The organism is Pseudomonas sp. ASL4, assembly GCF_056680395.1.
In genome coordinates, this window is sequence record NZ_CM155280.1 from 848,097 (window position 1) to 862,313 (window position 14,217).

General features: G+C 59.8%; 8 protein-coding genes. 1 reads left to right on the top strand and 7 read right to left on the bottom strand.

The window, feature by feature from the left end; all coding sequences use genetic code 11:
* Nucleotides 1-2: 2 nt before the first annotated feature.
* The 7 genes from AC1MEW_RS03670 to aspA form a co-directional block, all read right to left on the bottom strand.
* A complete protein-coding gene (locus tag AC1MEW_RS03670; protein WP_480425440.1) occupies nucleotides 3-4,574 on the bottom strand; it encodes a dermonecrotic toxin domain-containing protein in 4,572 nt (1,523 codons plus the stop codon).
* A 129-nt stretch (nucleotides 4,575-4,703) separates the two neighbouring features.
* Nucleotides 4,704-5,804: a polyamine ABC transporter substrate-binding protein gene (locus AC1MEW_RS03675; RefSeq protein WP_201255051.1), complete on the bottom strand. Its 1,101-nt coding sequence runs from the start codon at nucleotides 5,802-5,804 to the stop codon at nucleotides 4,704-4,706.
* A 12-nt stretch (nucleotides 5,805-5,816) separates the two neighbouring features.
* Entirely contained in the window at nucleotides 5,817-6,848 is a 1,032-nt protein-coding gene (locus tag AC1MEW_RS03680; protein ID WP_480425441.1) for a histone deacetylase family protein, read from the bottom strand.
* Nucleotides 6,849-7,107: 259 nt separating this feature from the next.
* Nucleotides 7,108-8,100 (bottom strand): AraC family transcriptional regulator, encoded by a 993-nt coding sequence (locus tag AC1MEW_RS03685; RefSeq protein WP_480425443.1) that lies wholly within the window; start codon nucleotides 8,098-8,100, stop codon nucleotides 7,108-7,110.
* Nucleotides 8,101-8,249: 149 nt separating this feature from the next.
* Nucleotides 8,250-9,254 carry an asparaginase gene (locus AC1MEW_RS03690; protein WP_201199101.1) on the bottom strand — a complete coding sequence of 335 codons (1,005 nt, stop codon included), beginning with the start codon at nucleotides 9,252-9,254 and terminating at the stop codon, nucleotides 8,250-8,252.
* 167 nt (nucleotides 9,255-9,421) lie between these two features.
* Entirely contained in the window at nucleotides 9,422-10,873 is a 1,452-nt protein-coding gene (locus AC1MEW_RS03695) for an alanine/glycine:cation symporter family protein (protein ID WP_201255075.1), read from the bottom strand.
* A 556-nt stretch (nucleotides 10,874-11,429) separates the two neighbouring features.
* Nucleotides 11,430-12,854: an aspartate ammonia-lyase gene (aspA, locus tag AC1MEW_RS03700; RefSeq protein ID WP_140664972.1), complete on the bottom strand. Its 1,425-nt coding sequence runs from the start codon at nucleotides 12,852-12,854 to the stop codon at nucleotides 11,430-11,432.
* Nucleotides 12,855-13,034: 180 nt separating this feature from the next.
* Here aspA and AC1MEW_RS03705 point away from each other — a divergent pair, with 180 nt between their 5' ends.
* Nucleotides 13,035-13,952 carry a LysR substrate-binding domain-containing protein gene (locus AC1MEW_RS03705; protein WP_201199097.1) on the top strand — a complete coding sequence of 306 codons (918 nt, stop codon included), beginning with the start codon at nucleotides 13,035-13,037 and terminating at the stop codon, nucleotides 13,950-13,952.
* The last annotated feature ends 265 nt before the right edge of the window (nucleotides 13,953-14,217 follow it).

The window sequence follows — 14,217 nt, forward strand, 5'->3', positions numbered from 1 at the left end:
TCCTAGGGTTCCAGTGCGAGAAACAATGAGCGTATAGCCGGATCAGTGATCCGGCGAACCACGTAATCCCTCGGTTCAAGATCAAGTAGTTGCCCTTTAAGCTCCATATCAAGCGTGTCCAGGTAACTGTCCGCGACTTTCAAATGAGCCGCAGTGGGTTCGGCGGCAGGGCTGTCGGCGGCGTCGTAGTGAAAATGCGCCAACCACAGCGGCTGATCGTTGCGAGCAATGTCGAGTATCTGGTACTCCTGGAAATAGTCTCCCTTACCTTTTGTCTTGATACGCCCCTCCTTGTTGCGGACCAGCCTGACCTGACCGTTCTCATGCAACCACTGGAGGTACTCCAGACGAGGTTTGCGCTTCTTGAGCATTGACGCACGGACACTGATACCGGTGGCTCGAAGACGGACGGCAGCACTTCGTAATTCCTTACTCAGGGTCGCGACGGGAGGTGGCGTGCCGGTGGCCGCACGAATGTTCGTCACCGCGGTATCGACCGCTGCCGCCTCTTTTTCGTATTTGAGTGCCTGCGAATCGAACTCATGCTGCCTGTCAGCGGGAATGTTGTTTGCCCGTTCCGCATCCTTGCTGATGCGGGTAATGAAATGCTCCAGTTCCAGGTTGAGCTCCAACCCGTCTCTGATGACGTCAAGGTCGTCCCTGACCGGCGAGCCAGGCGGCTTGGTTTTGGGAACCAGCTTCTTGAAGGCTGGCACCTCGGCTTTTTGCTCATCCGAAGGCGCTGGATCTCGTGGACGGGTCTTCGTCACCTTGGCCTGAGGGCGCGACGAGCCGGCAACCGAAGAAGTGGAACGGCTCGGTGCAATCGGCTGTTCACTTTCGGGCAGCAAGTCGTAGAGCATTTCCTGGGCGTGCTCCTGGAACTCCTTGATCAGTGTTTGCAAACGGGCCAATGCCTTGGGGTGAGTCATGTTGGGGTATTGAGTGGGCAGGTCGTCGATCCGCTGAAGGGTGTCGGCAAAGACGTCCGTGAGCCGGGTCACCGCCGTGACGCGTTGCTGGGTGGTCTGGCCCTTGCTGGATTCAAGCAGGATGTCGGTGAGTTCCTGGCTGGCCTCTGCGGCTTCAACGACGATGTCCGCCACGGCCTGGCGTGCTTGTGGCATTTGCGTCCCGGCCTGTTCTTGTACACACAGTTCGTACGCCATGCCGATTTCGTTGGCCTTGTAGTCCAGAGGGCTGTAGGTAGGCAGCAGTTTCTGGATGGCCCGGATTGCTTCGCGTGAGGCTTTGCCCAGTACTTTGAGGTCGGCCACGGCGTTATTGGCCAGCGCGACCCGTTCGCTGATGGCCTGGCTCAATTCAACGGTCTTTTCAATGGCCTCAGTATTGCCGCCTACCGCTAGCCCGGTGTTGATCGCATCGTTGCTCAGCAACGTTACGATCGCGGCCGAGTACTCCTGGGTCTTGACCGCGAACCATAAGGTCAGGTGCTTTTCCATCTGGGTCGTCAGGCGCAACAGATCGTAGCTGTAACCGGTTGTACCGCCGAGTGCGCGCCATTCGTTCAGTTGCCCGATGGCTTCTCGATAGTTTTCGATCCGTGTTTCGAGCTTGTCGGTAAAGAGCGCGGTCTGGGCGTTGAAGTCATCACCAGTGGCTTGCATCATGTTATCGCGCAGGCGTGCAACTTCGACCGCCGTGGCGTTTTCCTGACTTTTGAAGGCCTTCACCTTTTCGTACAAGGCCGCTTTCTTCTGCTCCTTATCCAGCCGGAGCGCGGTGAGGCGGCTTTTCAGTCCGCCACCACGCAGTCGCAGTCGCGTGTCCACATACCAGTTGCCCTTTCGGTCATGCGTTAACAGCGGGCCGCTGCGTACAGGATTTTTCGGATTGACGATCTGCACCTGTTCATCGTTATTGATCCGCACCTGGAACCAGCGATTGGCGACCTTGGCATACTGTTTTTCGTTGAGCTGATAAAGATGCGGCGGCTTGTCATAGAGGACGCCCAACTCCTTGTCGGACAGGTTTGGCGGGCTGACCTTCACACTATCCAGGTATACCCCCAGGGCGGTGGGGGGGCGCCGCGGCACTGACTCTCCCGCTTCCAGTGCCGTTGCGTGTGAGGCAGGCAACTCCCCGGAAAGCACGGTAGCGTCCAGCGTCATGGTGGTTGCAGCAGGCGCGGGTAATGGGCGCTCAGCGGTGACGGATGCGGGCCATTTTTTTTGCCTGCCGCGTAAACGCTCGATATCTGCCGTAGCGCGCTTGCCGGCCTGATGAATCAGGATCATGCCCAACGTCATGAGTACGTCGCCCAGGGATGTCCACTCCACCAGGCTGTCTCCACGCTCATGGGCCTCAAGTCCTTGCTGTAGCTGTTCGATGCTTTGCCAGGCCCACGCAGCGGTGCCTACCGGGCCGGTCAAAAAGGTCGACGCGACACTGAAGATGGCCCAGCCGCTGTCACGCAGCAGCTCCCAGCGGCGTTCGCCATTGGACTGGGACTGGCGGTCAGCCTGTTCCACCAGTGTGTGGGCGTTGCTGATGAACAACGTGGTCAGCAGATCGCCGGTGACCTCCTCGGTGCCAATGCCAATCGGGCCGCTCAGATCCAGGTTCAACAGCAGTTCAATGCCCGAGGCTGTCGTTAGCCAGGGCGAAGGCAGGCCGACAGGAAATACGTACTGTGAATACTCGAAACTGAGCGCTGACGTCGGTAACCAGGCCAGCACCGAATCTCGAAGTTCGCCAGGCTGGTGCATGGCGTAAATCATGTTCTGCAGCGAAGGGAACTGTAGCAACGGATCTTCCAGCGCCGGGCGATAGAGCAGGCATGGGCCGCCGCGTGGGTGTCGTGGCCCGATGATGAACATGTTGGCCACGGTGTCGCCGCCCGACAGCAGGCGATACCTGGGGACAAACTTCAGAGGGCGAATGACGAGGTCGAGCGGGTCCTTGCGCGGTTGCCCCTGGGCGATATCCATTACCTCGCAGACATAGCGATAGCCAACGTCGTCGATCCCGCCCTCGTTCTGCAGTTTGCATTCCAGGGCCTTGAGCTTGAGCAGGTCGGGCAGCAGGCTGACATAGCGTTGTTGATGAAGCAGGGCTTGAGCCCTGTCATCGATCAGCTTTTTCTTCAGCAGCGCCGGGTAGGTTTTACCAATGTTGACCTGCTCTGCCATTTTGTTGAGGTAGGCAATGGTGAGCCATTCGGGGCATGCATGGTTGTTCTTGAACTTCAATTCGGCCTTGTACGGCGCGACGTTTTGCAGGCCGAATTGACCCAGGCTTTCGACGTAAATGTCGTGTGGGTTGGGCAGGGTAAAGGCGCCAGCCGTCATGCTGTTGGTGATGGTGATCTGCAATTCATCAAGCGGCAGTCCGGCAGCATCGTTGCCGTGATTCACGCGTCTGTCCGCGATGATCGCGTTGCGCATTTGTTCCTGGGCATAAGGAGTGATCAGCTGGATGTCGCTGAACTCTGAGGCGTTGCGCAGCTTGCCCTGGTTCGACAGATAGTGGCCGTAGTCCTGCAGGTCGGTTGCCGAGGCATTCGAGAGCCAGTCGGGAACAGCGCTCTTGAGTTGCTTGATGCGCTCTTTTTCCTCTGCACTGAAACGACTGGCGTCGCCGGCCTGTGCAGGTGAAAAAATCTGCCTTGCCGAGGCAGAGTTGGATGAATCGAGTGCTGCAAGAGCCTCTATCTGGCCGGCAACCAGTGCCCAGGCCATGTAGTCGAAAATGTCGCCATCAGGCTCGAACAAACGCCATTGAAAGGACTCCCCGGAGTTCTCCATGTTCATTCGCGCAGGCAGGGAAGCGCCCAGTTTGTCCATGGAATCGAACGCTTCGTAGCCCCCTTCGATGCTGTACAGCAACAGCATGTCCTGCTGATTGTGCGTGGCTTTAAGGACGATCGCGCCACCCAGCAGAAGGTGGCCGGTGTTGTCCGGTTTGTTGTAGTCAATATCAATCAGGCAGGCCTGGATGCCCGGGATCGTGGTATTGGCTTTAGCTCGTTCCGTCTTGGCCGGGTGCGCGAAAACGGCTCGGGCCACCGCGCATTGATCAGCCGTCCAGCCGTTGACCTGTTCGAGGTTCAAGGCGTTTTTCAGCGTGTTGCTCAGTACGTGCCAACGGGGTTTGTCGACGAGCGATTCGTTCCAGTAATCGAGTTGCCGTTGCTGGAACTCGATGTACAGCAGCGGCGCATAGTCGTTCAGTATGTTGGCAATCTCTTCGATGCTGACGGCCAGTTGTATCGGCGGAATGGTCAGCGGTGCCGGTGTCAGAAAGTGCTCGCCTTCGGTGAAGTTGGCGATTTGCCCGGACTGGCTCTGGCTCAGTAACGCGTCGGTCAGGCTCTCGATTTTCGGGGCGATGCCGATGAATTGTTCGCTTGTCTGTTTCCATTGCGGCGTGACGAGCAACGTGCGGTCAGGATCGATGTCCAGCTCTGGATACTGTTGCTTCAAGGTGTCGCGTAACAGCTTGGCGGCCGCCTCATCGAGGCTGGGACCTTCGCTGGTCTGAATGATCAGGCTGATTTTTCCCTGAAGCAATTTCGAGGCGTTTTTCGGGGCGGGTGTGGATGTTTGCGTCATGGTCGTTTCCTTTTGACCGAGGGTTGAGCCACGGTAAGAAACGCGACGCTGATTGAGGCGGTAATTATTTATCGCCTGTAAAAAAAAGACCCGCGCGGGCGGGTCTTCAACACAGCAGTGTGAGGATAATCAGGTCCCGGATTTGATCTTGGTCCAGGCCCGGGTCCGCGCGCGCTCGGCATCACGCGGCAGCGGTTGCAGGGTGTAGAGCGTGCTCATCGCCGACTCGGTCGGGTACAGGTTCGGGTTGTTGCGGATCGCTGGGTCGACCAATTCGGTGGCGTCCTTGTTCGGGTTCGGGTAGCCGACAAAATCGCTGACCGGCGCAATCACCTGCGGTTGCAGCAGGTAGTTGATGAAGGTGTAGGCGTCTTCCGGATTTTTCGCCCCTTTAGGAATCGCGAGCATGTCGAACCAGATCGGCGCGCCTTCTTTCGGCAAGCGCATGTCGACGACGACACCGTTCTTGGCTTCCTTGGCGCGGTTGGCGGCCTGGGAGAAGCTGCCGGAATAACCGACCGCGACACAGATGTCACCGTTGGCGATGTCGGCCATGTACTTGGACGAGTGGAAGTAGGTGATGTACGGACGGATCTTCATCAACAGCGCTTCAGCTTTGGCGTAGTCCGCCGGATTCTTGCTGTTCGGGTCCAGGCCGAGGTGTTGCAGGGCCAGCGGCAGGATCTCCGACGGCGAGTCGAGCAGGGCGACGCCGCACTGCTTGAGCTTGCTGATGTTTTCTTCCTTGAAGATCAGGTCCCAACTGTCGACCGGTGCGTTGGCACCAAGCGCAGCCTTGACCTTGTCCGGGTTGAAGCCGATCAGGATGGTGCCGTACATGTACGGCACGGCGAATTTGTTGCCGGGGTCGTTGGCCTCGATCAGCTTCATCAGCTTGGGATCGAGGTGGTTCCAGTTCGCCAGCTTGCTGCGGTCCAGCGGCTGGAACACCCCGGCTTCAATCTGTTTGGCGAGGAACACGTTGGACGGCACGACTACGTCGTAACCCGAGTTACCGGTCAGCAGTTTGGCTTCCAGCGCTTCGTTGGTGTCGAAGATGTCGTAGACCAGTTTGGTCTGGGTGTTCTGGGCCTTGAAGTCTTCCAGGGCTTTTGGGGTGATGTAGTCGAACCAGTTGTAGACGCGCAACGTTCGGTCTTCTGCGTGAACGGCACCACTGAGCACCGTGGCGCAAAGCGCTGGTGCGATAAAACGCTTGAGTCTGTTCATTGTTCTAATTCCTCATTGGGCGCTTTCAAAACCTTCGAGAACGTTCACGGCATTGATGCCGATTTCTTCTACTGCGTAACCGCCTTCCATCACGAACAGCGTCGGCTTGCCGAGCTTCGCGATGCGCTCGCCCATCGCCAGGTAATCCGGGCTGTCGAGCTTGAACTGGGAGATTGGATCGTCTTTGAAGGTATCGACGCCCAGGGACACGACGACAATGTCGGCACCGAACTTCTCGATCTCTTTGCAGGCCTGGCCCAGCGCGGCGCTCCAGGTGTCCCAGCCCGTGCCGGCGGGCAACGGATAGTTGAAGTTGAAGCCTTCGCCTGGACCCTCACCGAGCTCATCTTCGTAGCCGAGGAAGAACGGGAATTCGGCTTCCGGATGGCCGTGGATCGAGGTGAACAGTACGTCGCTGCGTTGGTAGAAAATCGATTGGGTGCCGTTGCCGTGGTGGTAGTCGACGTCGAGGATCGCAACCTTTTTGTGGCCCTGATCGAGAAATGCCTGGGCGGCGATAGCGGCGTTGTTGAGGTAGCAATAACCGCCCATCAAGTCGCTGGCGGCGTGATGTCCCGGTGGACGGCACAACGCGAAGGCACTGCGGGCGCCGCGCTGGATCACCGCTTGGGCGGTCAATGCGACTTGCGCTGCGCTATAGGCCGCTTGCCAGGTGCCAGCAGTGATCGGCGCGCCGCCGTCGAAGCTGTAATAACCGAGTTGGCCATGCAGGCTGGTCGGCATGATCCGCCGCAAGGTGCGGGCCGGCCAGGTATAGGGCAGCAAGTCGCCGTCGGTGCCGAACTCGGTCCAGCGTGCCCAGGCACCTTTGAAGAAGTCGAGGTAGTCGCGATCGTGAATGCGCTGGATTGGCCCGAGGCCAAAATCCTGCGGCGCTTCCACCGGGCCCAGGTTGCGGTACTGCACGCGTTGCAGCACATGGTCGGCACGTGAGGGCATTTCGAAGCAGGGCATCAATTGCCCGTCCATCAATTCACAACGGCCGTGATGCAGGTGGTGATCGTCCGAGTAGATCGTCAGCATTTCTTGTTCTCCGCAGGCTGATTCGGTTGAACACAGTCTTGCGGGGCGCAGCGTTTGGGAGAACGGCAGGAAAGGCCAAAAGGGGATTTATATGGCCAAAAGGTTTGACCGAAATTCGCCCCTTATTGGCGCTGCAACGCCCCCAAATAACGCAGAACCCGTAGGAGCGAGCGGTGCGACGATTCGACTTGCCCGCGAAGGCGTCCCCGAGAGCGCCAAAAGCTTCGCGGGCAAGCCTCGCGCCTACAAGGGCGGTTTGTTACGGGCGGAATTGGCTGGGCGCCACACCACTCCAGCGCACAAACGCATGCCGGAAACTCGCGGTCTCGCTGAACCCCAACGCCTCGGCAATCCGATAGATCGGCAATTGATCCTCGCAGAGCATCTGCTTGGCCTGCTCGAACCGCAGCTCATCGAGCAATTCCTGATAGCTGCAGCCCAGATCCTTCAGATGCCGGCGCAAAGTCCGCGCCGAACACTTCATCTGCTCGGCCAACCCCTCAAGCCCCGGCGCCGCATTCAGCTGTGCGCTGAGCAACTGACGAATCCGCCCCAGCCACGCCTGACGTCCGGTGAACTCGGTGTTCTGCTTACGGCAGCGTTCGGCCATGGCTTGATGGGTGATGACATCGGCCAGTGGCAAGGACTGGTCGAGCCAGCGTCGGTCGAAGGCGAACGCGTTGTCCGGAGCCTCGAAGTTCAGCGGGCAGTCGAAGTGTTCGGCGTAGGTCGCCTGATAATCCGGTGCGGTGTGTTCGAAGCGCGCAGCCCGCAGCGGCAGTGGGTGCCCGAGCAGGTCGTCGCAGATGACTTTCAGTGAAACCAGGCAGAACTCGGCGTTGAACACCGCCATCGCCGGGCTTTCCCGATAATCCGCAGCGACGAACCAGACACGCTCGCCATCGTCCTCAAGACTCAGCTCGAAAAGTGTTCCCAACAGCGCCGGATAACGTATCGCCAAACGTAAAGCGTCACCGAAGGTGGCACTGGTGAGCAGCGCATAACCGAGCATGCCGTAGGACGAGACGTGCATCCGCCGACCGAGTTCCAGGCCTATGTCACGCTTGAACGCGACTGCGTTGGCGCAAACCTGCATCTCCTGATTGGTGGTGATCCGCGTGTCCGCCCGGCTTAGATCCGCCGCGCTGATGCCGCTTCCCGCCAGCAGTGCTTCGCTGGACAGGCCTTCGGCCTTGAAGGTGTTGAGCACCAGGGAGACGGCGTTGAGGGTAGTGAGGTGGGAGTGGAGCATGGAGGATTCCAGCCTTGGGGTGACTGGAAGACAGCAAGTTATATGCCTGGGGCCCCGGACCTGTAGGAGCGAGGCTTGCCCGCGAAGCTTTTGGCGTTTTCAAGGACGCCTTCGCGGGCAAGCCTCGCTCCTACAAGGGCGGTGAGGTGTCAGCTGAGTTCGCCGCAGAGGTCGAGCTCTATGAGACGACGCACTTCAGCGTTATCCAGCCCGGCACCCAGCAACGCATGCAATTTGCCGAACGCAGCCTCGCGAGTCATGCCGCCACCGGACAACACACCAACACCACGCAAGCGGCTCCCCGCCTCGTAAACATCCAGCTCGACGCCACCTTCATGGCACTGCGTCACCGCGACCACCACAACACCGTTGTCCCGCGCCCGTTCCAGAGCGGCGAGAAACTCAGGGTTGTCGCTCGGCCCGGTACCGCTGCCGTAGCATTCCAGCACCAAGCCCTGAATGCCGCTATCGAGCAGGCCGCTCAGCACTTCGGCGCTGATGCCGGGGAACAGCGGCAGTACCGCGACGTTCGCCAACTGTTTGGGCTGGTTGTAGGTCAGCGATGCCGGCATCGAAGCTGCCTTCACGCCGCCGCCCTGACGCTCAAGACGCTTGAACGGATGACGCCCGAAACTGCGTACCTTCGCGCAACGGGTCGGGTCCAGCAGTTCGCCGTGGAAGTACAAATGAACGCCCGGCGCCAGGCCATGGCCCAGAGCAACCAGCGCACCGCTGAGGTTTTCCCAGGCATCGCTGTCGGTCACGCCGGCTGGCAGCATCGAGCCGGTAAAGCACACGCGGGCATGCAGGCCGAGCAATTGGAAGCTCATGGCCGCTGCGCTGTAAGCGAGGGTATCGGTGCCGTGCAGAATCAGCACGCTGTCACAGCCCTGCACATCCACGGCATCGACCACTGCTTCACGCAGTTGCTGCCAGTAGCTCGGGGTCATGTTGGCGCTGTCGATCAGCGGGCTCATCTCGCGAAAGCGCCACTGCGGCACCACCAGCTCAGGCTGGCTGTGCAGGTAGTCGCGCATCCGCGCTTCGAAACCGGACGCCGGGGCCAGGCCGTTGGCGCTGGCTTGCATGCCGATGGTGCCACCGGTGTAGAGCACCATGACGTGCTGGGCGGCAGGATAGGTCGAGGAATTCATGGGGGTTCTCCGAGAACGGTGGGAGCGAGCCTGTGTGGGAGCGAGCTTGCTCGCGACGGCCGCGATGCGGTCTTACAGCTTCACACCAAAACAACCTGCGACCGAGCATGACGCCGGCCGCACGTTGTGTCACGCCGGGCGCAGGGGATGCGCCCGGTTTTTACCGATCAGCGTTGCGCTGCGGTCACGCCTTGCTGCTCAGCTTCGGCCTTGGTGGCAGCGGCTGGCGGGTTGGCGGGCCAGGCTTTCAGGTCCAGGTCCAGATCCGGGAACTTGCTCGAATCAAACACTGGGGTCTTGATGCCGGCAGCACGCTGGTCATCGTAGTCACGCAGGATGCGCATGCCGATCTTGAACAGCAGGAACAGCGCGATCAGGTTCACGAACGCCAGCATCGTCATGGTGATGTCGGCGAAGGCGAACACCGTACCGAGGTTTTCGATGGCACCCCAGAAGATCAACACCAGTACCAGTGCGCGGTAGCCGATCAGCGCTGCGCGGTTTTCACCGATCAGGAAGCGCAGGTTGCTCTCGCCCAGGTAGTAGTTGTAGAGGATCGAGGTGAACACGAACAACGACAGGGCGATGGAGATGAAACTGCGGCCCCAGTCACCGACCACAGCGGCCAGGGAGTTCTGGGTCAGGGCAATGCCGTCGCCTTCGAAGCCCGGGGTGTAGAAGCCCGACAGCAGGATCAGCAGCGCGGTGCAGGTGCAGATCACGAAGGTGTCGAGGAACACGCTGAACGCCTGAACCACGCCTTGAGCAACCGGGTGCTCGACCGACGCGACGGCTGCCACGTTAGGCGCACTGCCCAGGCCAGCTTCGTTGGCAAACACGCCACGCTTCACGCCCATAACGATGGCGCTGCCGATCAAACCACCAAAGGCCTGGTCGAGACCGAAGGCACTTTTGACGATGGTCATCAGCATGCCCGGCACGTGGTCGAATTGCAGCACGATCACGTAGATGGTCACGCCGATGTACACCAGGGTTTTCACCGGTACCAGCAGGTCAGCAACCTTGGCGATCCGCTTGATGCCACCGATGAACACCAGGCCCAGCAACACTGCCAGCGCCGCCCCGGTGTACGTCGGGTCGAGTTGGAATGCGTTCTGCAGCGAGTGGGTCACGGCATGGGATTGCAGGCCGTTGAAGGCGAAGCCGAAGGTGATCAGCAGCAGGAACGCCATGATCATCCCCAACCAGCGTTTCTGCAGGCCGTGCTGGATGTAATAGGACGGGCCGCCACGGTAGGTGCCGTCGGAGTCGCAGCGTTTGTAGAGCTGGCCGAGGGAACATTCGAAGAAGCTGCTGGACATGCCGACCAGCGCGGTCACCCACATCCAGAACACCGCACCTGGCCCACCGAGGGTCACGGCGATGCCGACACCGGCGATGTTGCCTGCACCGACGCGGCCAGCCAGGCTGAGCATCAGGGCCTGGAACGAGCTGAGTTGACCGGCGCTGCTTTTGAGGCTATCGCGGAACACGGCGAACATATGGAAGAAGTGGCGCAATTGTACGAAACGCGATCGGATCGTGAAGTAGCTACCGAGCCCGACAATGAGCACGATCAGTACTTTCCCTGAGAGGAAGTCGTTGATGACTTCGAGCATGGATTATTCCTCGCTATTTTTTTGTTTAAGCAAATGCTGGAGGGGTAGAAATATCGCGTTACACCGGTTTGCGCGGGGCATAACAGGTGAGGCGAAGGTTCGTCCAGATTCTCCATATCGCGGGTTGTTATTAGGTCGGGTTTCGCATGGGTTATGGCCTCGTTACCGACGACCGCTCACGCGAAGAGGGGCGGCACTATACCTATCAGTGCGGTGCCCGTCTGCACGATTGTGGTGCAAGCGACGAAACGAAGCTTTGAAACACCCGACGTTACCGGCGTCGGGCTTATGTGAAAACTGTTTCATGTGGGAGCGAGCCGGCTCGCGAAGATGGCGGCACATCTTGCATCGATGTGCCTGACCAACCGCTTTCGCGAGCAAGCCCGCTCCCACATTTTTCAGCTTCCAGGCATTCTGTCTGTTGCTGCCAAAGAGTTAAAAAAAAGGGCTTGGAGATAAATCCCCAAGCCCTCAAAAGGTGAGAGGTGTCTAGTCCCTCGACCTGGTGAGCATGGCTCCATGCTCTTCGTTAAGAGAGCAAGAGCCGGGCGTTCGATCAAGCCTTAAGCGGGACCAGACGCGGAGCAATCATGTTTTCAGGGCGCAGGATGTCGGCGAGCATTTCGTCGTCGAGCAAGCCTTCTTCGCGCACCAGTTCCAGCACGCCGCGGCCGCTTTCGAGGGCGATACGGGCGATGCGGGTGGCGTTTTCATAGCCGATGTACGGGTTCAGTGCGGTGACCAGGCCGATCGAGTGTTCGACCAGTTCGCGGCAGCGCTCTTCGTTGGCGGTGATGCCGACGATGCAGTGTTCGCGCAGCATGTCCATGGCGCGTTGCAGCAGACGGATCGAGTCGAAGATCTTGAACGCGATCAGCGGCTCCATCACGTTCAGTTGCAGTTGGCCGCCTTCGGCCGCGATGGTCAGGGCCAGGTCGTTACCGATGATCTGGAACGCTACCTGGTTAACCGCTTCCGGAATAACCGGGTTGACCTTGCCTGGCATGATCGAGCTGCCTGGCTGACGCGCTGGCAGGTTGATTTCGTTAATGCCGGTACGTGGGCCGCTGGACAGCAGGCGCAGGTCGTTGCAGATCTTCGACAGCTTGACCGCAGTGCGCTTGAGCATGCCGGAGAACAGCACGAAGGCGCCCATGTCAGAGGTGGCTTCGATCAGGTCGGCGGCTGGCACCAGCGGTTGACCGCTGATCAGGGCCAGGCGCTGAACAGCCAGGTGCTGGTAACGCGGGTCGGCGTTGATGCCGGTACCGATCGCTGTGCCGCCCAGGTTTACTTCGGTCAGCAGCTCAGGAGCCAGAGTCTTCAGGCGTGCCAGGTCTTCGCTCAAGGTAGTGGCGAAGGCGCGGAATTCTTGGCCGAGGGTCATCGGCACGGCGTCTTGCAGCTGGGTACGGCCCATTTTCAGGACGTGGTTGAACTCTACACCCTTGGCGGCGAACGACTGGATCAGGCTGTCGAGGCTGGCCAGCAGCGCGTCGTGACCCAACAACAGGCCCAGACGGATCGCCGTCGGGTAGGCGTCGTTGGTCGACTGCGCCATGTTCACGTCGTTGTTCGGGTGCAGGTATTGGTATTCGCCCTTCTGGTGACCCATGGCCTCCAGCGCGATGTTGGCGATGACTTCGTTGGCATTCATGTTGGTCGAAGTGCCAGCGCCGCCTTGAATCATGTCTACCACGAACTCTTCGTGGAAATCGCCGCGGATCAAACGTGCACAGGCTTCGCTGATGGCAGCGTGCTTGGCTTCGCTCAGATGACCCAGCTCGCGGTTGGCGTCAGCGGCGGCCTGTTTAACCATGGCCAGGCCGACAACCAGCTTCGGGTAGTGCGAAATCGGGACGCCGGAGAGACGGAAGTTGTTCACCGCTCGCAGGGTCTGGATGCCGTAATACGCTTGAGCGGGTACTTCGAGTACGCCAAGCAGGTCTTTTTCTGTGCGGAAAGATGCAGCGGAGGACATGATAGAAATCATCTCGATATGGACCCGGTCTGTGCCGGAACGCTGCAAATGCTAGGCTTGTGAAGAATTTTGGGCCAATGCTGTTAAGCACTAGCCTATGCACATTCGGCATAATACCCATGTGACGTCGCGTGTGCGGCGAGCGTGTGACCTAAGTTGGTGCGTGTCCGGGAGGGCGTGATGAATCTGGAAAGCAAATGGCTGGAGGACTTTAGTGCCCTGGCCGCGACCCGCAGTTTCTCCCAGGCTGCCGAGCGACGCTTCGTGACCCAGCCTGCATTTAGCCGGCGAATCCGCAGCCTTGAGGCCGCGCTGGGGCTGCAATTGGTCAACCGCTCGCGCACACCAGTCGAGCTGACGGCGGCGGGGCAGTTGTTTCTGGTTACCGCGCGGACGGTGGTCGAGCAGCTCGGCGAAGTGCTGCGCCATCTCCATCACCTGGAAGGCGGGCAGGGCGAAGTGATGCAGGTGGCGGCGGCTCACTCGCTGGCGCTGGGTTTCTTTCCGCGCTGGATCGCGCAGTTGCGTAATGAAGGCCTGAACATTGCCACGCGCCTGGTGGCGACCAACGTCGGCGACGCCGTGCACGCGCTTCGTGAAGGTGGCTGCGACCTGATGCTGGCGTTCTACGACCCGGACGCGGCGATGCAGATGGATCCGGAGATCTTCCCGTCCCTGCACCTTGGCCAGACTGAAATGCTGCCGGTGTGCGCGGCGGACGCCGAAGGCAATCCGCTGTTTGATCTGGAGGGCGAGGCCAGCGTGCCGTTACTGGCGTATAGCGCCGGTGCGTTTCTCGGGCGCTCGGTGAACATGTTGCTGCGCCAGCGCGCCCTGCGCTTTACCACTATCTATGAGACCGCCATGGCCGACAGCCTGAAAAGCATGGCGCTGGAAGGACTGGGCATTGCCTGGGTGCCGCAGCTGTGTGTGCGCGCAGAACTGGCGCGCGGTGAGCTGGTGGTGTGCGGCGGCCCGCAATGGCATGTACCGCTGGAGATTCGCCTGTACCGCTGCGCGCTGGTGCGTAAGGCGAACGTGCGGTTGTTGTGGCGTAAGCTTGAAGGCGGCGCAGCGCAGGGCACAACCGGTCAATGATGTTTTGTAGGAGCCAGGCTTGCCGGCGAAGGCGTCCGTGAGATCGCCTTCGCCGGCAAGCCTGGCTCCTACAAGAGCAGCGTGTGATGGCAGCTTTTTCACTGACCTTCGAGTCAATAAAACCGGCACTTTGCGCCGTATGACAGATGGTCGTCTCGGGGGCTGTTTATCTGCTTCATTGAGGTATACTGCGCGGCCTTCGGCCGGTTCGTCCGGCCATTTTTCGTACAATCAAGCCACGCATTTCTGCGTGGCTTGTTGTTTT

Bases quoted from the DNA above. Each gene is read 5' to 3' on its own strand.
- AC1MEW_RS03680 (WP_480425441.1), bottom strand. From the start codon at position 6,848: ATGCTGACGATCTACTCGGACGATCACCACCTGCATCACGGCCGTTGT.
- AC1MEW_RS03685 (WP_480425443.1), bottom strand. From the start codon at position 8,100: ATGCTCCACTCCCACCTCACTACCCTCAACGCCGTCTCCCTGGTGCTC.
- aspA (WP_140664972.1), bottom strand. From the start codon at position 12,854: ATGTCCTCCGCTGCATCTTTCCGCACAGAAAAAGACCTGCTTGGCGTA.
- AC1MEW_RS03695 (WP_201255075.1), bottom strand. From the start codon at position 10,873: ATGCTCGAAGTCATCAACGACTTCCTCTCAGGGAAAGTACTGATCGTG.
- AC1MEW_RS03675 (WP_201255051.1), bottom strand. From the start codon at position 5,804: ATGAACAGACTCAAGCGTTTTATCGCACCAGCGCTTTGCGCCACGGTG.
- AC1MEW_RS03670 (WP_480425440.1), bottom strand. From the start codon at position 4,574: ATGACGCAAACATCCACACCCGCCCCGAAAAACGCCTCGAAATTGCTT.
- AC1MEW_RS03690 (WP_201199101.1), bottom strand. From the start codon at position 9,254: ATGAATTCCTCGACCTATCCTGCCGCCCAGCACGTCATGGTGCTCTAC.
- AC1MEW_RS03705 (WP_201199097.1), top strand. From the start codon at position 13,035: ATGAATCTGGAAAGCAAATGGCTGGAGGACTTTAGTGCCCTGGCCGCG.